This is a genomic window from Coprothermobacter proteolyticus DSM 5265 (assembly GCF_000020945.1).
GTDB classification, from domain to species: Bacteria; Coprothermobacterota; Coprothermobacteria; order Coprothermobacterales; family Coprothermobacteraceae; genus Coprothermobacter; species Coprothermobacter proteolyticus.
The window spans coordinates 462,298-483,373 of record NC_011295.1 but is presented as its reverse complement, the minus strand read 5'-3'; the positions used below and the strand labels follow the sequence as shown (position 1 = coordinate 483,373).

Here is a 21,076-nt window from a genome sequence, read left to right as displayed (position 1 = left end):
TCCTCACGCTTGCAGGATTTCTTTGAGTAGATGCATGTTTCCTGCAATAACACCAGCACCACGAGCCACTGCAGTTAGAGGATCCTCCACAGTGTGCACAGGCACGCCAGTGCGTTCACTAAGCAATCGATCCAAGCCCTTTAGTAAGGAGCCACCACCCGTGAGGTAAAAGCCCGTTTCCATGATATCCGAAATTAGCTCTGGTGGTGTGGCCTCCAATGTACCTTTCACTGCGTCAACAATACTCCCCAACAGATCCTTGAAAGCATCTCTTACAGCATCTGAAGAAATGGTGATACGCTTTGGTAAACCTGTTAGCAGATCGCGGCCTGTAACCTCCATTTGCATCTTTTCCATGGGGTATGCGGAACCAATATTTATTTTTATCATTTCAGCAGTTCGTTCGCCTATGAACAGGTTGTATTCACTTTTAACAAATTCGATAATTCTTTCAGTAAAAGCATCACCTGCCACCGGTACCGATTTCCATGAAACCAAACCACCCAAAGAGATAACCGCAGCCTCAGTGGTTCCTCCTCCGACGTCTACAATCATGTTACCTCTGGGTTCGGTAATGGGAAGACCAGCGCCTACAGCTGCAGCTAAAGGCTCCTGAACCACCCAAACATCTCTTGCTCCAGCGTTTCTGCAGGCATCCTCCACCGCTCTACGTTCCACAGGAGTAGCACCAGTTGGTACGCCCACAACTACGCGTAGCCTCTGAGGAAACACAGAAAACCCCACATGACCTTTTGCCTTACTTATGAGATACTTCACCATGATTTCCGTGGTGTAGTCATCAGCAATAACTCCACTTTTGAGGGGTCTAATCACCACAATGTTCTCAGGAGTTTTTCCAGCCATTTCAAAGGCCTCGTTACCTACTTTGAGAACTTTGTGCGTAACACGATCCAAACCTACTACGGAGGGCTCGCTAACCACGATGCCCTTGCCTTTAACCGCCACTAAACTATTTGCAGTTCCCAGATCGATCCCAATATCTATTGGCATAACTATGACCTCCTATTTTTCTTTTCAATTTTTACTGCACCAAATAAACATAGAGCATGAACAGTACGCCCAGTAATGACATGGCGTTTATACCCAGAGAAAGGTTGAATTGAGCCGCCATAAAGCCCAAGTCAAGAGCCAAAGGTCCCAGCTGGAAATTCCACGCATGATTGAAAAAAGGAATGTACTTCCCAAGCAAGAATCCTAGGTATGTTCCGAGAAACAAACCGATAAAAATGCTCCAAATGAGTGGTAAAGTAGGCTTCCGTCTCACCTTCAACCTCCAAATCTTCCATAAATTTTATTGCCGCAGCGGGGACAGCTGCCTTGCTCAACATAGTTCTCAACCGTGAACAAACCTTTTCTTTCAATTAAAAGATTACCACAACGAGGGCACACAGTATTTTCCATACCTGGCAAATTTACATTTCCCAAATACACGTATTTTAGCCCCTTTTCCAGAGCCATCTGACGCGCCCTGGTAAGCAAACTCACCGGCGTAGGTGGCACATTTTGCATCTTAAATTGGGGAAAAAACCTCGTTAGGTGCCAAGGTATTTCAGGATTCAAAGATTTAATGAAGTCGGCAATGGCTTCCAAATCAACATCATTCACGCCTGGCATGACATTGGTCACTACCTCCACATGTTTTCCAGAGGAAACCGCTCTCTCAATGTTGCCCAAAATCACACTTACCTTAACATCGGGGGCAAACTTATCATAGGTCTCGTCAGTGAAGCCCTTAAGGTCAATACGAAAGACGTCAACGACTGGCTCCCACAGTTTAAAGGTTTGAAGGGAATAGTAACCATTGGTGACCACAACCGTATACAGACCTTCTTCCTTAGCCAGAGAAGCTCCATCATATACGTATTCTGCCCATACTGTGGGCTCATTGTAAGTCCAAGCCAAACCGTCGCTTACACGCTTTGCCAATGCTACAAGCTCACTGGCAGTTATTCTTTGGAGGTTCCAACGATAAGTATCTAAATCAGCGTGAGCAATCTCCCAATTCTGACAACCTATGCAGCGCATATTACAACCCAACGTTCCCACAGATAGCACCGTGGAACCAGGCAAATAGTGAAAAACTGGCTTTTTCTCAATAGGATCATTGGCTATGCTACTAACCAGTTCACATACATCACAGGAAAACTTGCCATCCTTAACAGAACGAACGCCACAATATCCTCTACCAGAAGAAAGATTGCACGCCCTGGGACAAGCCAGACAAATTATACCTTTATCAGTTTCAACGTAAAGCTTCATTTAAACTTCTCAGTACGGAACCTATAAAGAATGATTGGTTCACTGCCACTTATACCAGCTTTCAGTCGGCAAATTCTGATTTGCTCGTCAACTGTGTCCACACCTTCAATGTCTGGCAGCAACACACCCTTACGTAGAGGTCTAACGCTGGACTGAACCACAACTCCGTACACTCTTGGATCAAGCTCAGATAGATCCCTAACGAGTTCAAGGGGTCCCAGTACCTCTACAGTGTAATCCAGATAAGGCAGTTCATCAGCCCTAACAGGTGGAAACCGTGGATCCTCAGTCCCAGCGGCAATGGCATTGTTGATAATCTCCAGTGCCAGGTTGTCATAAACAGGTTCAATGGTACCAATACAGCCTCTAAGTTCTCCATTTTCCATGAGTGTGACAAAACAGCCAGCCCTTCCGCTAAAAAGTTCAGGTAAAGGCTCCGGAGCCGGTATGACTTTACCGGTGAGTACAAACGTTTCCAAAGCTTTTTTAGCTAACTCCACATAAGGATGATGCATTTTTTCAGCCATGGTGCTCACTCACCCGATTCTTTCACAACTGCCACCGCATAGCCCACGCCGAAAGGCCCTTCATAGCTCAGGACATCGCTCTCAGCCTTTGGGCCCATAAAACCGAAAAGCGTGGCTATGGACCAATAACCGCATTCACCAGCTGAATCCCTAAAATCTTCCAGAAGTAGATACTTGTCCAGTGACCAATCCTTAACCGCTTCAACCAATTTTAAGTCGAACCGCTTTGCGTCTGGATGATATCCTGCTGGTGCATCAGGAAGCAGCCTATGGCTGAGATCTCCTGAAGCAATGAAGAGAACTCTTCTACCTTCAAAAAGCTGTCTCATGCAGGAGCCAAAAGTAATGTAACCTTTGGTGGAGAGCAAAAATGCATAGCCCATAATTACCAATGGGGAGCTAGGGCGTAAGTAGTAAAGAGGTACCATGGAACCATGGTCCATGAGTCCATAACGAATAGCTAATGCGCCGCATCCGTTAAGTGCATAGGCATCCTTAGAAGAACAATCGTAACGCATGGTCACGTGAGGAGCACCAAAATCACCAAAATCGCCTGTGTATTTATCGGTGACCTGGACTGGAACCTTTTCCCCATTCAAAGCCACTGCATGAGGTGACATTATGAGTGTCACCTCAGGATTAAACTTCTCCACTTCAGATGCGGCTAATTTAAGTGCATCAATGGTTTTCTGCACTTTTTTCGTTTCGTTTCCGCCTATTTCAGGAATGATTATAGGCGGATGACAAGAAATGATGCCCAATACAGGCACAACTCATCCCCCCAGTTCACTCAATCTCTTAATCACTTTACTGAGTGATTCCTCCAATGCTTTACGCTCTTCCCTCTGCTTTTCCACAACCTCTTGTGGTGCTTTTTTGATGAAATCCTCGTTCTGCAGCCTCTTGTCATATATGGCTATACGATTCTCTAAATCGGCTTGTTGTTTCTGCAGACGTTTTCTTTCTCTGTCAATATCTACCAAACCTTCTAATGGCACAAAGAACACTGTGTTTCCGACAACTACGCTGTAGGCATTTGAAATAGTTTGTGATGAGTGCTCAATTTCTGACACGCGTGCAAGGAATTTTATGTAGGGGAAGAACTCTTCCCACTCTTCCATATTTCCCTGTAAGAAAACACTTGGTATTCTCTGGCTTGGCTTTAAGCCCAGTTCGGCACGAAGATTTCTTAGCCCTCTAACAGCTTCTTTCATTGTGGCAACTTTCTCAATGGCTTCCTCATCAACCACATGCTCGCTAAGCTTTGGCCAAGATTCCTCAACCAGGTAATTACTATGCCCCATCCGATCCCAAATTTCCTGAGTCACGAAAGGTAAGAAAGGATGGAACAACTTTAATGACTGCTCCAAAACCTCTTTGAGCGTCCAGTAGGTACTGTAATTGGGATCCACCTTTGACATCTCAATGTACCAATCGCAGTATTCACTCCAGTAGAAACTCTCTATTTCCCTCAGAGCGGCGCCGAAATCATAAGCCTCAAAACATTCGCTAACAAATTGTTTTGTCTGCTCCAACCTGCTTAGTATGTAACGATCAGCTATGCTAAACTGGTTTGGTGTTGTATCCAGCTGCTTACCCTCCAAAACACTCAGAACATAGCGAGCGGAGTTCCATATCTTATTTGTGAGATTTTTACCGTGCTCTACCCTGGACTCGGAAAAATTCACATCCTGACCGCCCAAACTCATGGCTGATACAAGAGCGTAGCGAAGTGCATCAGCACTATACTCATCAATCATGTCCATGGGGTCAACCGTGTTACCTTTTGACTTACTCATCTTCTGCCCATGTTCATCTAAGACAAGGCCATGTAGAAACACTTCTTCAAAAGGTATCTGCCCTGTTAGTGTGGTTGCCATGAAAATCATGCGAGCAACCCAGAAAAACAATATGTCGTAGCCAGTTATGAGCAGTGATGTGGGGTAATAATATTTCAAATCTTCAGTCTCCTCAGGCCACCCGAACACCTCGAAGGGCCACAAAGAAGAACTAAACCATGTATCCAGCACGTCATCTTCTTGTTTTACTGGCCCACCACATTTTGGACACTGCTCCACTGTTTCCTCTTCACTGGCAAACACGTATCCGCATTCTTCACAGGTATAAACAGGAATGCGGTGCCCCCACCAAATCTGTCTGGATATGCACCAATCACGTATGTTGTCCATCCAATCTTGGTAGACCTTTATCCAGCGCTCTGGGATGATCTGCACTTCACCTGTTTCTACTACACGTTTTGCTTCATCAGCCATGGCTGTTAACTTAACAAACCATTGGTCAGAAAGCATGGGCTCCACCACAGTGTGACACCTCTGACAATGGCCCACGGCATGCTTGTAAGGTTCTACCTTTTCAAGATAGCCCTGCTCTTCAAGAGCTTGCACGATTTGCTTGCGAGCATCAAACCGGTCCATACCACTGAAAATACCTGCTTCCTCAGTCATTGAACCGTCAAGTCCGATAACCTGAATGGGTTCAAGGTTATGCCTTTGGCCAATGGCGAAGTCAGTTGGGTCGTGAGCAGGTGTAACTTTTACTGCTCCAGTTCCGAACTCGGGATCCACACTTTCATCCGCAATGACAGGGATTTTCCTTCCTACCAATGGAAGAATGACATGCTTTCCCACAACATTCTTGTAACGTTCATCGTCAGGATGCACGGCAATGGCAGTATCTCCTAACATGGTTTCTGGACGAGTCGTGGCCACAACTATGAAGCCCTTCTGGTCTTCAAAGGGGTATCTTATAAACCACAAATGTGAGTCTTCTTCTTCATAAGTCACTTCAAGGTCAGAAATGGCAGTGCCACAACGTGGACACCAATTGATCATGTAGTGTCCTTTGTAAATGAGGCCTCTATCAAAGAGCTCTTTAAATGCCCGACGCACGGCTCTGGCACACACCGGGTCCATGGTGAAACGCAGCCTGTCCCAATCTACTCCGCAGCCCAGTCGTGTTATCTGATCTAAAATGGTATTGCCATAGCGCTCCTTCCATTCCCAAACCTTTTCCAAGAAAACCTCTCGTCCCAGATCCTGACGACGTATGCCTTGCTGAAGCAAAGCACGCTCCACAACGTTCTGAGTTGCTATGCCTGCATGATCAGTGCCTGGAACCCAGCAGACATTGAACCCGTTCATTTTTTTGTAACGCACAATGGCATCTTGAAGCGACAAGTCCAGCGCATGCCCAATGTGCAGTGAGCCAGTAACGTTTGGAGGAGGTATGACAATACTAAAGCGCGGCTTGGCTTTGTCGATCTCACTGTGGAAAACCTTATCTTCCTTCCACTTTTTTGCCCATTTAAGTTCAGCAGTGGCATCGTACTGTGCTTCAAATTTTCCATCATTCATGTTTATCTTCTCCTCCTCGTCGGGGTGTTCGCATACTTTCGATTGTGCTCAAGTAATACTCCTTGAACTTAAGAAATGCTTGGCTCCGATGACTTATCTGATTCTTGACCTGTGCTGGAAGCTGCGCAAAGGTTTTTTGAAGCGGAGGATAGTAGAAAACAGGATCATAGCCGAATCCGCCTTCACCAGCTGGCTCAGTTGCTATATAACCTTCTGCTACTCCTTCGAAGTAATGAGCAGCTCCAGTTCTATCCACATAACAAACCAAACACCGAAAACGAGCTGTTCTCTTCTGCCAAGGCACACCTTCTAAAAGCTCCAGTATTCTCATGTATTTCTCTTGATCCGATTTTAGGCCCAGGAACCTATTGCTGTGAATACCCGGCTGTCCTCCGAGGAAGTCCACTTCCAATCCTGAATCGTCAGCCAATGAAGGTAAATGGTACTTATCAAATGCAGCTTTTGCTTTTATGTAAGCATTTTCAGCATAAGTAGTTCCAGTCTCTTCAGGTAACGCACCTTCGTAAGGAATCAACTCCACAACGTCACCTATCAACTGAGAAATCTCACGGACCTTGCCCAGATTTCCAGTAGCTAAAACCATTCTAATGCGCTCCATGGCTAAATTTTACAACGCAAAAGGTGGAATTCTGATAAAATAAAATACATGTATTATCCTGAGCGTCCACAAAACAGAAAAACCGTGTCGGGGGTTTTACTTTTTGCCATAGGGCTTTTCTTGGGAGCACTGCTCATCCTTGCCGGCAGACCAAACATTAACAATTCCACCTGTGTTCCAGAAAGAGTAGTAGAAACAGTAACCGTTGTCAAAGAAGTATGCACAGCGACTACCACACCGGGAACGGCAACAGGCAGTGCACCCGTAGTATCTTATGGATTCCCTACACCCTCTCAGGCCACCACTGCGTCAAAAACGTTGTCACTACAGCTTAGTTACCCAACGGCCGATGAAATAAAAGCTGATTGGGTAGTGTTTAGCGGTAAGGTGACTAAAGGTAACAAGGGCGGCGCCTATTACGTAACATTTTGGTCTAATAACCGACTGATCATGGTACTTAGAACAGATTTTAACGGCACTTTCAGCTACAAATTCACGCGGCTGCCTGCAGAAAGAAGCAGCAACATGAATGTAACGGTGTACGCCGTAGACAGCGACGGACGTGGTGTTTCTAACATCATCTCCAAAGTAATCTCTCCGCCTTAGCCATGGCGCAATCTTACACAAAAACAAAGAAGCAATAGCACTTGATCCACTCTGACCTCATTTGCGCTTATTCTTCATTTACTAAGATCTTCAATCACCGTGGTGAACAGCGAAGAAAAATCTTTCATGGAACCAGGAGTGAAAACCAGAGCAACTTTACCTTTTTCCACTTCCATCTTCACGCCTGTTTCAGCTAGCAACCGCGGCACGTTCAATCTGGGTACCACATCTTGTTCGCTACGGAATTCTAAAGAAACTTCGCCCAGGGTAAACCCGTTTTCTCTTGCCCACGCATCTAAAGCAAGGACTAAATCTTTAGCCTTGACCAACTCCACTTCATAAAGAGTAGAAGCCATGATCAGATCGCCTGCTTCCATGCCAGAATAAAGACGCATCTCAGCACTGAAGTACAACCCTTCTTCCTCGTACCGAGCCTCCAAAGCTGTCATGAAACTTTCAGCACCTTCCAAAAAATCGTTCCAATTGCTAACCTTCTGAGGTTCAGGTATTTCTTTAATGAGTTCAACATGGAGATCGGCGTTCATATGTTTTTCACTCTCCTTTTTTGCTCTCTTTTAGGTTTCTCCTACATGCTCTCTTTCTACAGCGTGTTATCCAAAAATGTCAGTTAAGCCAAACCCTTGCGTCGTAACCTTGGTTTCTTTCGTAGACCATCTGGTCATAGGAAACTTTACCATGATGGGCACCCTTAGAAACGGCTGATCAACAAATACTACACCAGGGCCCACCGAAGAAGCCATCTCTCGCTGCCGTGGTAATAAATGCTTGTATTCGTCGTGGCTAAGCTCTGCTGCCTTTTGGTGGCCAACGACAGTGGTAGAACTCTGCGTAACTACGCGAAAATCCACCTGAGATGCAGTTTGCTCTGCACCTACTAAGATTACGCCAAAAGAACGGCCTCTTTCTGCCACGTCCCTAAACAGCTTTACCATGGCTCCGCCTTCTGTTCTCGGCGCATATTTGTTCAGTTCATCAAGGAAAATGAAAACGGGCTCCTCTGTGGCTTTTGGATGAGCCATTTTCGCCTCCAAAACCTGCCTTAATACTGCTCCCACTACAAATGCTTGCATGGAGGAATGAAGTTTCGACAGATCGATGACTGTGATGCCTCCTTTTCTGTCCCATGCACTTCCAACGCTGTAGTTAAAACTGGGAGCTTCGGTAACCTCCCCTTGTAGGGTATGAGGAAAAGCTCTCCACAGCTTTGACAAGCCTTCCTTTTTCGCCAGTTTTAGCCGCCTTATAAAAGCAAACACAGTGGCACTACCCACTTCGTTTTCAGTGATGGCTTTGCTCCATTCCTTTAACGCACCCTCTTGACCTTCAGAAACTTCCGCTTTGTCGCCTAAAACAGCGCCTCTTAAGTAGTCGGTTAAATCATCAACAGTTTGAGGAATACCATAACTACCAAGAATCTGCTCAGGTCCTTCATTGCAGGCGTACAGTACAAGGCGAACTCTTTCGTAGACATTGTCTGGAATACTGCATTTGATATTTTGCAAGGCTCTGATAAAAATATCTCTCTTATCTCCAGCTCTTCCAACAGTTCTATTACCAATGGTACCTTTTCTTGTAAACTCCGTCACAACTGCATCCACATCAAAGACAAGACGTTCCAAAAGTTCCTCCATTTTCTCCTGCACACTGAAAAGTAGAAGCTGCATGTTTTGACTCATGGACATTTCTTCCTGGTCCAGCGCCAGTTCTAAAAGGCGGTATCGAATAACATCTATGAAATCCCACCCATAAACGCGTAAATTATCTCCAGCGTCACTTCTGGACTTAATGTCTGGTTCTTCGAGTAACCTGGCGGTAACGCCTTTAGGGATTCCGCAGTAAAGGATGTTATCCAAAGGGAATTTCCATTCAGGATCAAGTCCCATGGCTGCGTACATGGAACTCCACATTTGCCTGTCTGCCTCGTCAGCCTTTAGCCAGTCCTCGCTGTCACAGTCAAGGAAGAACAAACTCTCCCCTTTCATGTTGAACACAATGTAACGTCCTTCCCGAAGAGCACTAGCATACCTGTCTTCTCCTTGCCCACGCTGCAACATGGCTGCCATGAGGAATGTGGCATAGCTGGTCTTTGCAGCAACACCTGACTGACCGCTTATATTTATGTGTGCCCCGTTCTCACCCAGTACAAAGCCCAAATCTATGTAAGCAGGTTGTCCATTTATCATGACTCCAACCGGTAAGTGGGATTTACGCCTTTTCAGTTCATCAAAACGCAAGGCTTTTTCAACTTCTTCTTTCTCGGTTACCAAGAAAGCAGGCGTGCCAGGGGCAGGTACTGACAGCGGTTCATCAAAAACCTCACGCCCTTTGTAAAAGGCTCTAGTAACTGCCACAGCTGCCATATAAAACCTGTTGCCGGGAACTACCTGTTCAAAAACCGCCTTCTCTTTGAATCCAGAATCCACATCATTATCCCACCTACTAAGGATGTCGTAAACGGTACCGTAGTAAATAACTTCCTGGTCGTTGTAAAACACACTTACACGAACCACGTCGCCAATGCGAACCCTTATGCTTTTACCATCCTCTGAAAACAAGTTCACATAAAACTCCGTAGGTGTGTTTTTCTCAATGCCCGAAACGATGCCGATAATGTTATCCGCCAAGTTTGTTCACCTCCCTGGCTACCTCAATACTTACTACCGAAGGATCTGGTAACAAGGCCCTCAAGTGCTTCTCCAACCAGTCCACTGTCATCAAATTGTAAGGAGAACGTGAATAAGGTCCTACTCGGGATAAGGAAAAAACTGTTTCAGCTGCCATAAAGGCAGTTTTTGCAAGCTCCTCACCACTACCTTCCTGCCCAACCATGTCAAGACGGACTATACCCTCCAAAGAAAAAGGATCGCCCACATCCATGATCCGTAAATAGGAGAAATACCGCCTTTTACCTATTTCTTCAGTATCATTCCTATCTTCCATTTCCAATAGACAGCTTACCTGCCCAAGATCCAATTTCTTCACAAAGTTGGTAAAAATGTCCACATTACTACGAGGCTCCAAAGTCTTCACTAACCCTACCGGTCCATTTGCCCGTGTCAATGGATCCCCGAACTTCAAAGGACCATCCCTGAGTAAGATGCCTTTCCCACCCAACTCGCTTACCGCTTGATTCAAAGCCGACAATTCCAAGGCAGAACGCTTTTCACTGACTATGGTGTTCAAGGGTCTTCTCTCATCCCTGGGATTGTAAGCAACTGACCTAAAAGGAATATTGTAATACTCGTCTTCAAAAGGCATCTCAAGTAGCCCTTCAGGTACGAAAAGTACCAATTCCCTTCTTAAGGTGGGTAACAGCAGATCAGCTTTGGGCCACACCTCCACAGCGCCGGCAGCCAGACCCACCAAATAAACCCAGTTTCCGTCTTTCTGAAGCTTTCGCCTCATCAGCCTTTGCACACCATCTACAATGACGATGGGCCTGTTCATCTGTTCCACACTTAGGCGGGTTAGTACTTCTTCGCCTTGCAAGACTGGTGTGCAAGATACCACGTTCAGGCCTGAGAAGTCTTCAGGCAAAGGCGGTAAATTATCCCACATGGCAAATTCGCTGTCGTAATAAGACCTCTCCACACCTTGATGCAAAGAGAGCATTTTGAACATGGTTACTGTTTCCTTCTTAAACATTAAAGCCACTGGGCTTTCCCCCCATTCACGTAAAGCCGCCTTTGGAAGTTTATAGCAAATTCCTCAGAATGAGTGACGATACCAACCAAAATGGCACCGTCTTCCAAATTCTGAAGATACTGTGCCAGCTTTGTATTGTTCTCCTTATCAAGCCAAGCTAAGCCTTCGTCCAGAAAAATGGATTCCAGAGACCCAGCAAAATGTTGACTTATTGCAAACGCCAGAGACAGAGCTACCAAAACCTTTTCACCACCGCTTAAACTGCTTATGTCAGAGCTAAGTCCATCATCAAACACTACGTCGAAACGGAAAGAATCTGAGTCAAAGGTCAGATTAAACTGACCACCGCTCATTTCCCACAAAAGGCTGGAAGCTGAGGAGACAATTTCATTCATCATTTCCCCACGGTAAAAATCAGGAAAGCGGTCCGCTTTCAAATCATCCGAGAGACGGCTGAGTATGTTTAATTCCTTCTCCAACGCATCAAGCTGCACTTCTACTTGGTTCAACTCGGCCTCTTTCTGCAAAGCTTGTTCAATGGAAGCTTGTAGGCGACCTCGCTCACCGAGAAGAACTTCGTATTCACTCTTAGCTTGTTCGAGCTGAACTGGCAGCTCTTCACTAGCTACGTCGCGGTTCTCCAGCAAAGACAAGTACTTCTTCCGCTGTTCTTCCAACCTCTTTTCAAGTACGTCCAATTTACCTTTTAAGGCCCTTAGCTGATCAGCAGCTCCGCTCTCCTGCTCGCTTTTCAGAAGCTCATAGTCCTCATAGCTAATATGAGCTCTAGAAAGTTCTTCTTTCAGCTCACTTAATAAGGTGCTGACTTGGCCAGAAAGCTGTTTCATGCGGTGGATAGTCTCCTGCAAAGTATTTCTGATATCTTCTTCTCTCTCCTGAGTTTTTCTAAGTTCAACATTGGTTTCAGCCAAAGCAAGCATGAGATCCTGTCGCTGCTCCCTTACCTGCTGAGAAAAGGCTTCAAGCTCTTTCTTACGTCTTTCCATCTCCGCGATGCCTTGATCAGCTTGTGAAAGTTGTTCTTCCACGCTTCCTTTTAGTAAGGCTTCTTTTATTTCCTTCTGATTGCAAAGCCGCTTCAAAGTACTGCAATATGTACTCTTTAACCTGTCTCTCTTAGACTGTATCTGCTCCTCAAGTTGGCTCACGCGCTGATTACGTTCCAGTAACGCTTCACGCTGAGCAGACAACCACATCTGAAAAGCATCAAACGATTTCACGCTTCCCATCTTTTCCAAAACTGCCAGATCGAGCCGCGATTCACATTCTTTAATGACCTCACGGAGCTCAATCTCCTCTTTGTCAAGTTTGGCTTTTCTTTCATTGATAATTCTCTGCTGCTGCTCCAGGTGATACCGCTCCATCTCCAGCTGGCTAAATTCCATAAGCACGTCCTCAGGCAAGGGAATCTCCCTAAGCTTGGTAATTTCGCTGCCACAGACTGGGCACGTATCACCAACATGAAGAGGTTCAGCTAGACGGCTCACCAAAAAGTCCTGTTCCAAGTTGGGATAATCCTGACTTAGAATGGATATACGCTCTTTTAGGGTCGCTTGGGACTGTTCCAGTATGAATAGCTCTTTTTCAACTTCCTGTTTCTCTTTCTCCACCTTTTCCATATTCTGCTTCGCACTGAAATAACTGTTTATTAGCCCATCAGACGAAGAAACCACTTCAACAAAATGCTCCAATTTGTTGATTTCAGACTTGAGTTTTCTTTCCTCGAGGACTAGCTGGAGAACTTCTTCGCTAGTCAAGCGGCATTGAACAATTGCATTCCAAGCTTCTTCTAAATAACTGCGGAGTGCTTTCAAATCCTCCAAGCTTTGAGCCAGGATTTCCTTCTCTTTAGATAAATGCACATCATCTTCAAGACTGTTTAACTGTCCTTCGATCTGCACAACTCTTAGTTTAAGCTCATTTATCCTTTCGGACCAGTTCGACAAGTCCTTTCCCAGCTTATCCTTGTTCTTCGTTAATTCCTCAAGCTGGATTTGCCACTGCTCCAGCTCAGCATATTTTGACCTGAGCTCTTTTATAAGTCTTATTCTCGTATCTCGTTCAGCTGCTTCCTTAAGCTTTTCTATTTCACTTCTTAAAGCCGCTATGTCGGCCTCGGTGTTTTCCATATCTCCTTTGATTCTCTGCACTTCTTCTAGTTCTTTTGCAGCCTGTTCAAAAACCTGCACCCTTTCAATAACCTGCTTCATGTTCTCTTCCACGTCTTGAAGTTCCTTTTCCAAATCCTTGGCAGAAGGGCCTTGTTCCAAAATCTCCTTACGTTCCAGAAGGGCCTTTACTTTAGTTTGCAGTTCCCTAAGATCTCCGCGCACAAGTTCTTGCATTTTAACTAAATGATCGGTTTCCAAAATGGCATCAAAGATCTTACGTCTTTTATCTGGTTTTGCCTCTACAAGTTCTGTTATTTTACCTTGACCCAAGAACACCGTTGCCGCAAAAACCTCTGGCGTCAAGCCCAGAATATCTTCAACCTTGTTGTTTACCTTAACTACACCTGTTTCAGGAACAAGCCCGGCATGGCCGCTAAGGTCGTATAACCAAGCATTATGACTTACATCATCTTTCTTATGAACGCCTCTCACCAGCTCGCGACGTACCAGATATTCTTTGCCTTGCTGCACAAAGGTGAAACTCACAACAGCCCTGGCCGGATTATCGGAACTGTGCTGAGCATTCCTGTTTATGACAGCGGTGTTTTTGACATCACCAGGAAGCCTCATTGTCTTACCATAAAGCGCAAAATACATGGCTTCCAAAATGGATGATTTCCCAGAGCCGTTAGGTCCTGTTATGACAAATACACCCTGCTCTGGAAACTCTAGTGAAAGATTTTTCAGGCCCAGAAAATTAGTAACTTCGAGCTTTTTTGGTTTCATGACTTATTCTCCTTAGCTTTCCTCAAGTAAGAAGAGAATCTCCTAAGAAGTTCATCTCGCTTGTCCTCTGCCAGTTCTGGATAATGGTTCAAATACAAACCATAGGCCTCTTCCAAAGAGGAAAACCTAACCTTGCTTTCTCCTTCACCCGTTGATCCTTCATTTCCACTACTTACGGCACTCTTGAGTTCCACTACGACCACCGGCTCTAAGTCATACAGCTTTTGAACGGTGACCAGATCGCCTTCTTTAAGCACCGCTTTAACATAACCGTTGGTTCTCATGATTTCTTCACGCACTTCAGGTGTGACCGGTCCTGCGACTTCCACACGTTTCAGAGGTTTCTGTGAAGAAAACTGAATAAGCTTGCAGTCTGGGCCTTTAGGGCTTAAGTCAACAATCCAAAAGCCTTGCGTACTTCCCATTTCACCAAAATCTAACTTGGCCACACCGCCTGGGTAACATCCCACAATTCTGCCTGTGGAATCATCCTTTATCACTTGAGCATTGTGAATGTGTCCCAGTAAGGCGAAATCAAACTGTGACAGCGCACTTTTGGGTATGGGCACATCATTACCACCCAGTTCCGAATAAGCAAGCCCTTCTACCACACCATGTGTTATTAGTATTCTGTAATTAGCATCCCAAGAGCATGAGCGAGGAGATAAATCATTCAATACAACTTGCTTCGCAGTATCCTTCACGCCATTACTGGTTAGTTTTTGATAAGGCTGGAGCACTTTTCTTGCATCAAAGTAAGGCAAAATCACTATGCACACCTTAGTGCCATTTAAGTTCAGTTCCAATTGGCCAAATTTATCAACGATGTAAACATCTTTTTTACGCGCAAACTTATCAAAGCTGACCAAACCACGCCAATCATGGTTTCCTAAAACACCAACTACGGGTGCGTGTTCAGACAAGGCATAAAGGTAATCCATGAGCCAACGCTGTTTCTCACCCTCTAAGGGAACCCAATAATGAGTAAAATCACCAGTAACGGCAATTAAATCCACTCGCTCTTGACTAAGAAAATCTAATATTTCATTTAAACAAGCTTGAATTTCTGGAGTTCTATCCTGTGGCTTTCTTCTCCAGGTCACAGCCCCTAAATGCCAATCACCTGTCACCAAAACCCGCATTTTTTCTCATTCACTTCCTGTCCCACCAAAATCTATCAAAGAACACATTCTTGCTGCTCACATGCATGGGAACGGCTATGGCAACGCTGCCTTCAGGGCATAAACCCAAACTCTTGCATGCTTCACCCAAAGTCCACTGAATCCTGTTGTCCACACCAAAATCGTTAAACACATCCACTGCCACCCCTAAGCCAATCCCCAAATCCAAGGCAGAAAACACACAGAAGGTTTTCCCTTGACGAGCACTGTCGCAATCCATCTTACACAAACCGCAATTTAGGTTCGCTGGCTTCTTGTCTTCTGCGTAAGCCAGAAGCAGGATAAAATCCTTATCTTCCAAAGTCTTTGCGTCCCTACTGTAGAATGGCCACTTATCTTGAAACTTCTTCGCTTCATCCAAGATGGTACTTAATGTTTCTCTGTCTTCGATAAGCTTGACATCGATGCTATCCCGACCCAGCGCCTTAGGTGCCGTTAGCATCTTCTGAGAGGCAAGTACTCCTGCCAAATGTAAGCCTTCCTTAACAATGTCTGCGCGGTCCACCTCAGTTCACCTCCAGCATTCGTATTCTAAGGAGTACAAAACCTTGCACAATATTTTCATTCCTTAACTGGACATGGTGAGGCACTTTCAAAGCTGCAGGAGCAAAATTCCAAATAGCTCTTACCCCGGCACTAACCAAGAGATCACAGACCTGCTGAGCGCTGTTAGCAGGAACTGTGATTACACCACACTGTACATGCTTCTCCTTTACAAAGCCTTCTAGCTCTGAAAGAGCAAGTATGGGAATATCACCCAGATTTTTTCCTACCTTTTCGGGATCCACATCAAATAGCGCCAGCACTTGCATATTGTTTTTCCTTAGTCCATCATAGTTAGCCAGAGCTGATCCTAGTCTGCCTGCACCAACAATTACGGACTTAACGTTAACGTCCAACTTCAACAGTTTTCGTAAGTAGCTTTTTAACTCTTGCACGGGGTAACCCTGACGAGGCTTGCCCTTTATGTCGCAGTAAGTCATATCCTTTCTTACTAAGTCTGGTGAAATCCCTAATGCTTCACCAAGCATCTGCGAGGACACCCAGTTTATTTCAGGTGGTAGTGATTCCACATATGAATAGTACAGGTAAAGTCTTTCAAGCACCACCCACGGTATCATATCAGCATCAACCTCCTCCGCCCACCTTGAGGGCATACAAATCATGCACACAATTCACATCAAAACCCACAAACACGCACATATGAAAACTTACACTGTTAGGCACTGTTACCGTGCCATATGGCTCTAATTCAATTATAGAGGAAACACACTCATTATGGCAGCTGTATGCATGTTCAACGCTTAATAAACATCAAACGCGCTGCCACCTATGAACTCACGCAATATGGAGGTGCTGGGAACGTAGGCAGAGGGACATGTTTCAAAGTAACTCAGCAATGTTTTAAGTCTCCACGCATCAGGGTATTCCTTGACCGTTTCTGGAATTTGAGAAAGCAGCGGGTCAGCAAAGGGTTTAAGCACGAGAAGCTCATAAGGCAAAGCGCTGTTAAAGAATGCATCAGCTTCCTGTTGATAAGGGAAAATGTACTTATCTTCTCCACGTCTAACTGAGGGCCATTGACGAAGCGTTTCTTCTGCTAAGTAAGCTCTGTAAAAACTGTCTCTGACCATGCGACGGATGAGCCGAGCATCAGTCGTGTAAGTGCGGTTTACTTCGTCCAAGTTAAGATGCGCCAATGCACTCACGTAAACCTTGTATTTCACATGAGCAGGCACACCCTGAGTGGTGCGCGGATTAAGAGCATGGATGCCCTCCAAAATGAGCACTCCGTTTTCAGGAAGTTTGAGCTTTTTTTCCTGTGTAATTCGTGCCCCTCGCACAAAGTCATACTTTTTAACTTCTATTTCTTCACCATTCAGAAGCTGGTTGATATCCTGCACCAAAGTTTCCAAATCAACTGCCTCCAGTGAATCAAAGTCATAATTACCGGCTTCATCGCGAGGCGTCAATTCCCTAGGCAAAAAGTAATCGTCGGTCCCCATATTGATTGGCCTTAATCCATTCACTCGGAGCTGAACTGCCAACCTATGAGAAAAACTTGTCTTTCCGGAAGATGAAGGACCAGCAACAAGAATTAGCTTCGCTTCTTTCTTTTTAATCTCGTCTGCGATGTAGGAAACTCTCTTCTCGTGCAGTGCCTCTGCTACCTTAATAAGCTCCGTAATCTCACGACCCTGAGTTAAAGCATTTATGTCGCCCACATCGCTTATCCCAAGCACCTTGAGCCATTGATCGTATTCAAAGAACGCTTGAAACAGTTTTGGTATTTCCTCGAACTGCCTATCTTCTGGAACTACTACGAAGCCAGGTGCATAGTTTATAAGGTTTATGCCCTTGACCATGCCCGTACTGGGCAAAAGCGGAAGCCAAGAAACCTCTCCATAATCCTCACCGTAGAATAATTGATGTTTTACATTTCGGTATTTTGTTAAACTCTTAACACCCCTAACAAACATTGAACTGGGGATTTCCGCGCCAACATTTACAACAGACCACTTTATGGGTATGTCTTCCTCAATAAGTTTTTGCACTTCCTGTTTCAGCGCTTTTATTTCCTCATCCTTTAGGGGCTCATCCATGCTGCAAAAGATTCCTGAACCATAGGAGTACTTAACCTCCATGTACTTTTTACCAAACAGTCTGTACGCCGCCATTCCAACTACGAACATGGAGGATCGCTCAGCAATGCGTTGACCCAGTACAGTTCCCCTTCTTACAAGTCTTAGTGCTCCATCGCTGAGTACTGGAGCTTGCAATGGGAGAATGTCCTCACCCACATGAATGGCAACAGCCTCTTCTTTCTCCAGCAGTGTTAAGCAATCTTGTTTAGCCTTTATTGCTTCCCAGAAAGGTCCTCCATGAGTGACCTCCAGCTTAAAGAGCCCCTCCACTGAAAGGTAATGCGTCACAGCATTTTCTCCTCTTTCCACATTATTTGGTCTTCACATACATACTTCCTTATTGGTGTTACGATTATATTACAACTCCAGCAAAAGGAGGCGCATTAACATATCATGTCCCTAAAGGAAAAATTACAAGAAGACCTAAAGAATGCCATGAAGGCCAAAGATAGCGTTAAATTGGAAGTAGTACGGTCTGTGGTGACTGGCACAAAAAACCTGGAAGTGCAGAAAATGGGAGAAGCAGATGACAACGATGTGCTGCAGGTAATCAAACAAGAAGTTAAAAAACGTAGAGAAGCCATTGAGATGTACCAGAAAGCAGGCAGAACAGACCTTTTAGAACAGGAAAAGGCAGAGCTTTCCGTTTTAGAGAGCTATTTGCCGCCTTTGATGTCAGAGGAAGAAATTAGGCAGGTAGTAAGAAACCACATAGAAAAACTACAGCCAAAAAGCATGAAGGAGCGAGGTAAGATTATGGGCTCATTGATGCAGGAGCTAAAGGGAAAAGCTGATGGCAACACAGTGGGCAGTATTCTGGACGAAGAATTGGAAAAACTTTTTGGTGGAGGGTAAGAAGCCATGGAATTGGAGTGGAGCGAAACAGCATTAAGAGTCCTAGAACAAAGATATCTTCTCAGAGACGAAAACGGCAACATCGTGGAAACCCCTGAACAGCTTATGCACCGTGTAGCACATGGACTGGCACAGATTGAGACTGTTTGGGGCGCCACATCTGAACAAATCTCATCCGTGGAACAGGACTTCTTCGACATACTTTGGAAACGCGACTTTTTACCAAATACCCCTACGTTGTTTCATGCAGGTTTGCCTAAAGATCCCAAGTACAGAGGCAGACGATTTATGTCAGCATGCATAGTACTCCCCATAGAAGACAGCATCGACGGTATTTTTAAGACCCTATGGGATGCTGCAAAAATAATGCAAGCAGGTGGCGGTGTAGGTTATGCCTTTAGCCGTTTAAGACCAAAAGGCTCTCTCGTTAAGAGTAGTGGTGGAAAATCCTCTGGACCTGTGTCTTTTATGCACATTTACGATGTCATGGTAGATGTGGTGGCACAGGGAGGTAAGAGGCGCGGAGCACAGATGGGTGTTCTAAACGTTCACCATCCAGACATCTTGGAATTCATCGACGCCAAGAAGGAGAACACCAGTGGCCAAGGTCCACTCCATAATTTCAATATCTCTGTAGCTGTTACAGAAGAGTTTGTTCAAGCTTACAAGGAAGATACTACGTTTAAGCTCGTGGCACCCCATACTGGAGAAGTAGTGGGAGAGCTCAATGCACGTGAAGTAATGCACAAAATAGCTGAGAATGCCTGGCGCACAGGAGACCCAGGCATTATCTTCATCGACCGCATTAATCAATTGGACTACCTAGATGATGGCCGCATTGAAGCTACCAACCCGTGCGGTGAACAGCCTTTGCCGCCTTACGGTTCTTGCAATTTGGGCTCCATAAACCTCAAACACATGCTGAAGAAAACAGACAGCGGTTACCAGTGGGACTGGGAGAAATTCCAGCGAACCATAAGATTGGCAGTACGCTTCTTGGATAACGTCATTGAAGCTAACGACTACCCCATACCCGAACTCGAGGATTATGCAAAAAAAGCAAGAAGAATTGGTTTAGGCGTGATGGGGTGGGCTGATGCTTTGTCTTTACTTGGCATACCATACGATTCCGAGGAAGCTCTAGAAGAAGCAAGAAAAGTGGGAGCATTCTTAAAGGAGAAATCCCACCTGGCTTCCCAGGAGCTTGCCCAGGAACGCGGAGTGTTTGAGTTTTATGATCAAAGTAAGTGGAAAGAGCTCGGCATTCCCATGAGAAACGCTGCCGTAACCACCATAGCTCCCACAGGAACATTATCTATACTAGCAAACGTAAACAGTGGTATTGAACCTTACTTTGCTTTGGCTTTTGAAAGGAAAATCACAGCAGGTACCTTCCACGAAGTCCAACCCACGTTGCTGGATGTACTAAAGGAACGCGAGCTGTACAGCGAAGAATTGGTTCAAAGAATCATAGAAAACGAGGGTAAACTGCGGGATTTAGAAGATCTGCCAGAGGACATAAGAAATGCTTTTCCCACTGCCATGGAAGTCGCTCCAGAATGGCATGTGCGCATGCAAGCAGCATGGCAGGAGAACATAGACAGCTCCATTTCTAAGACGGTGAATCTTCCTTACCAGTCCACTGTTGAAGACATAGAAAACATCTATCTCCTGGCCTATGAACTAGGAACGAAGTCCATTACCGTATACAGAGATAAGTCACTAGAACTGCAGGTACTTAACGTGCCATCAACTTCGCCCAAAGAACGTTCATCAGAAGAAACTCAAGAACCAAGACCAAAGAGGATATTCCCGAAACGACCAGAGGTGCTTACAGGTTTCACGAAGAAATTCAGAACAGGCACAGGTACGTTATACGTTACCGTAAATGTGGACGAAAACGGCCGTCCCATAGAGGTATTCACAAATGCCAGTGGATCAGTAGCACCAGCTGAAATTGAAGCCGTAGCAAGACTTGTCTCCATTGCCCTGCAGTACGGTATTCCACTGGACGAAATCGTGGACCAATTGGTGCAACCGGTAGATCCAGTAAGCTACAAGCTCTCCCCTGAAGGCCTAAGAAGCACTGCCCACGGTATTGCTCTTGCATTAAAAGAAGCCGTCAGTAAAGGACTGAATATTTTGGGAAATGGCTTGAAGAGTGCAACTTCTTTTTCATTGACTTTGGAAGAGACAAATGCTAGTAAAAAAACCACAGCTCCACCTAAGCTCGATAAAGAACAAATAGACACCATGAAAGCAGTTTACGGCGATGAGCGTGTCCAAGAACTCCTAAATAGCATGGGCGTAACACTGTGCCCGGTATGCGGCACACCCATGGTAAGCGCCGAAGGCTGCCTCATGTGCCCCAATTGCGGCTATAGCAAGTGCGGATAGCGTAAGAA

At 45.3% G+C, this 21,076-nt stretch carries 18 protein-coding genes; 3 read left to right on the top strand and 15 right to left on the bottom strand.

Features of this window, described 5'->3' with window-relative positions; translation table 11 throughout:
* Positions 1–3 precede the first annotated feature (3 nt).
* The 7 genes from COPRO5265_RS02435 to rdgB are packed head-to-tail and all read right to left on the bottom strand — an operon-like array spanning position 4 to position 6,800.
* Entirely contained in the window at positions 4–1,011 is a 1,008-nt protein-coding gene (locus COPRO5265_RS02435) for a rod shape-determining protein (RefSeq protein ID WP_012544705.1), read from the bottom strand.
* Positions 1,012–1,042: 31 nt separating this feature from the next.
* Complete coding sequence (locus tag COPRO5265_RS02430; protein ID WP_041735606.1) at positions 1,043–1,285, bottom strand: DUF4321 domain-containing protein; 243 nt, start codon at positions 1,283–1,285, stop codon at positions 1,043–1,045.
* A gap of 2 nt (positions 1,286–1,287) precedes the next feature.
* Positions 1,288–2,280 carry an AmmeMemoRadiSam system radical SAM enzyme gene (gene amrS, locus COPRO5265_RS02425; RefSeq protein WP_012543532.1) on the bottom strand — a complete coding sequence of 331 codons (993 nt, stop codon included), beginning with the start codon at positions 2,278–2,280 and terminating at the stop codon, positions 1,288–1,290.
* Positions 2,277–2,807 (bottom strand): AmmeMemoRadiSam system protein A, encoded by a 531-nt coding sequence (amrA, locus tag COPRO5265_RS02420; RefSeq protein WP_012544216.1) that lies wholly within the window; start codon positions 2,805–2,807, stop codon positions 2,277–2,279. The genes amrS and amrA overlap by 4 nt, the downstream gene beginning before the upstream one ends.
* Before the next feature lie 5 nt (positions 2,808–2,812).
* Positions 2,813–3,577 carry a class III extradiol dioxygenase subunit B-like domain-containing protein gene (locus COPRO5265_RS02415; protein WP_083760216.1) on the bottom strand — a complete coding sequence of 255 codons (765 nt, stop codon included), beginning with the start codon at positions 3,575–3,577 and terminating at the stop codon, positions 2,813–2,815.
* 3 nt (positions 3,578–3,580) lie between these two features.
* Positions 3,581–6,181 (bottom strand): valine--tRNA ligase, encoded by a 2,601-nt coding sequence (locus COPRO5265_RS02410; RefSeq protein ID WP_012543530.1) that lies wholly within the window; start codon positions 6,179–6,181, stop codon positions 3,581–3,583.
* Positions 6,174–6,800: an RdgB/HAM1 family non-canonical purine NTP pyrophosphatase gene (gene rdgB, locus COPRO5265_RS02405; protein WP_041735604.1), complete on the bottom strand. Its 627-nt coding sequence runs from the start codon at positions 6,798–6,800 to the stop codon at positions 6,174–6,176. Before rdgB ends, COPRO5265_RS02410 begins: the two co-directional genes overlap by 8 nt.
* A gap of 48 nt (positions 6,801–6,848) precedes the next feature.
* Here rdgB and COPRO5265_RS02400 point away from each other — a divergent pair, with 48 nt between their 5' ends.
* Entirely contained in the window at positions 6,849–7,406 is a 558-nt protein-coding gene (locus COPRO5265_RS02400; protein ID WP_012543851.1) for a hypothetical protein, read from the top strand.
* Positions 7,407–7,480: 74 nt separating this feature from the next.
* Here COPRO5265_RS02400 and COPRO5265_RS02395 read toward each other — a convergent pair whose 3' ends face one another.
* The 8 genes from COPRO5265_RS02395 to COPRO5265_RS02360 form a co-directional block, all read right to left on the bottom strand.
* Positions 7,481–7,951: a hypothetical protein gene (locus COPRO5265_RS02395; protein WP_012543924.1), complete on the bottom strand. Its 471-nt coding sequence runs from the start codon at positions 7,949–7,951 to the stop codon at positions 7,481–7,483.
* Between the two features lie 66 nt (positions 7,952–8,017).
* Positions 8,018–10,051 (bottom strand): ATP-binding protein, encoded by a 2,034-nt coding sequence (locus COPRO5265_RS02390; protein WP_012544553.1) that lies wholly within the window; start codon positions 10,049–10,051, stop codon positions 8,018–8,020.
* Complete coding sequence (locus COPRO5265_RS02385) at positions 10,041–11,072, bottom strand: hypothetical protein (RefSeq protein WP_236608244.1); 1,032 nt, start codon at positions 11,070–11,072, stop codon at positions 10,041–10,043. The genes COPRO5265_RS02390 and COPRO5265_RS02385 overlap by 11 nt, the downstream gene beginning before the upstream one ends.
* Positions 11,072–13,990, bottom strand: coding sequence for an AAA family ATPase (locus tag COPRO5265_RS02380; RefSeq protein ID WP_012543640.1), 2,919 nt, complete (start codon positions 13,988–13,990; stop codon positions 11,072–11,074). The genes COPRO5265_RS02385 and COPRO5265_RS02380 overlap by 1 nt, the downstream gene beginning before the upstream one ends.
* Positions 13,987–15,132: a metallophosphoesterase family protein gene (locus COPRO5265_RS02375; protein WP_012544328.1), complete on the bottom strand. Its 1,146-nt coding sequence runs from the start codon at positions 15,130–15,132 to the stop codon at positions 13,987–13,989. Before COPRO5265_RS02375 ends, COPRO5265_RS02380 begins: the two co-directional genes overlap by 4 nt.
* A gap of 10 nt (positions 15,133–15,142) precedes the next feature.
* Positions 15,143–15,676 carry a ferredoxin domain-containing protein gene (locus COPRO5265_RS02370; RefSeq protein ID WP_041735601.1) on the bottom strand — a complete coding sequence of 178 codons (534 nt, stop codon included), beginning with the start codon at positions 15,674–15,676 and terminating at the stop codon, positions 15,143–15,145.
* Position 15,677: 1 nt separating this feature from the next.
* On the bottom strand, positions 15,678–16,292 hold the full coding sequence (locus COPRO5265_RS02365; protein ID WP_012544200.1) for a redox-sensing transcriptional repressor Rex: 615 nt from the start codon (positions 16,290–16,292) through the stop codon (positions 15,678–15,680).
* Positions 16,293–16,475: 183 nt separating this feature from the next.
* Entirely contained in the window at positions 16,476–18,125 is a 1,650-nt protein-coding gene (locus COPRO5265_RS02360) for a nucleoside kinase (protein ID WP_236608239.1), read from the bottom strand.
* Between the two features lie 84 nt (positions 18,126–18,209).
* On the opposite strand from COPRO5265_RS02360, the gene COPRO5265_RS02355 reads away from it, so the two are divergent.
* Both COPRO5265_RS02355 and COPRO5265_RS02350 read left to right on the top strand, forming a co-directional pair.
* Complete coding sequence (locus COPRO5265_RS02355; protein WP_012543722.1) at positions 18,210–18,671, top strand: GatB/YqeY domain-containing protein; 462 nt, start codon at positions 18,210–18,212, stop codon at positions 18,669–18,671.
* Between the two features lie 6 nt (positions 18,672–18,677).
* Entirely contained in the window at positions 18,678–21,068 is a 2,391-nt protein-coding gene (locus COPRO5265_RS02350) for an adenosylcobalamin-dependent ribonucleoside-diphosphate reductase (RefSeq protein ID WP_012543465.1), read from the top strand.
* Positions 21,069–21,076 lie beyond the last annotated feature (8 nt).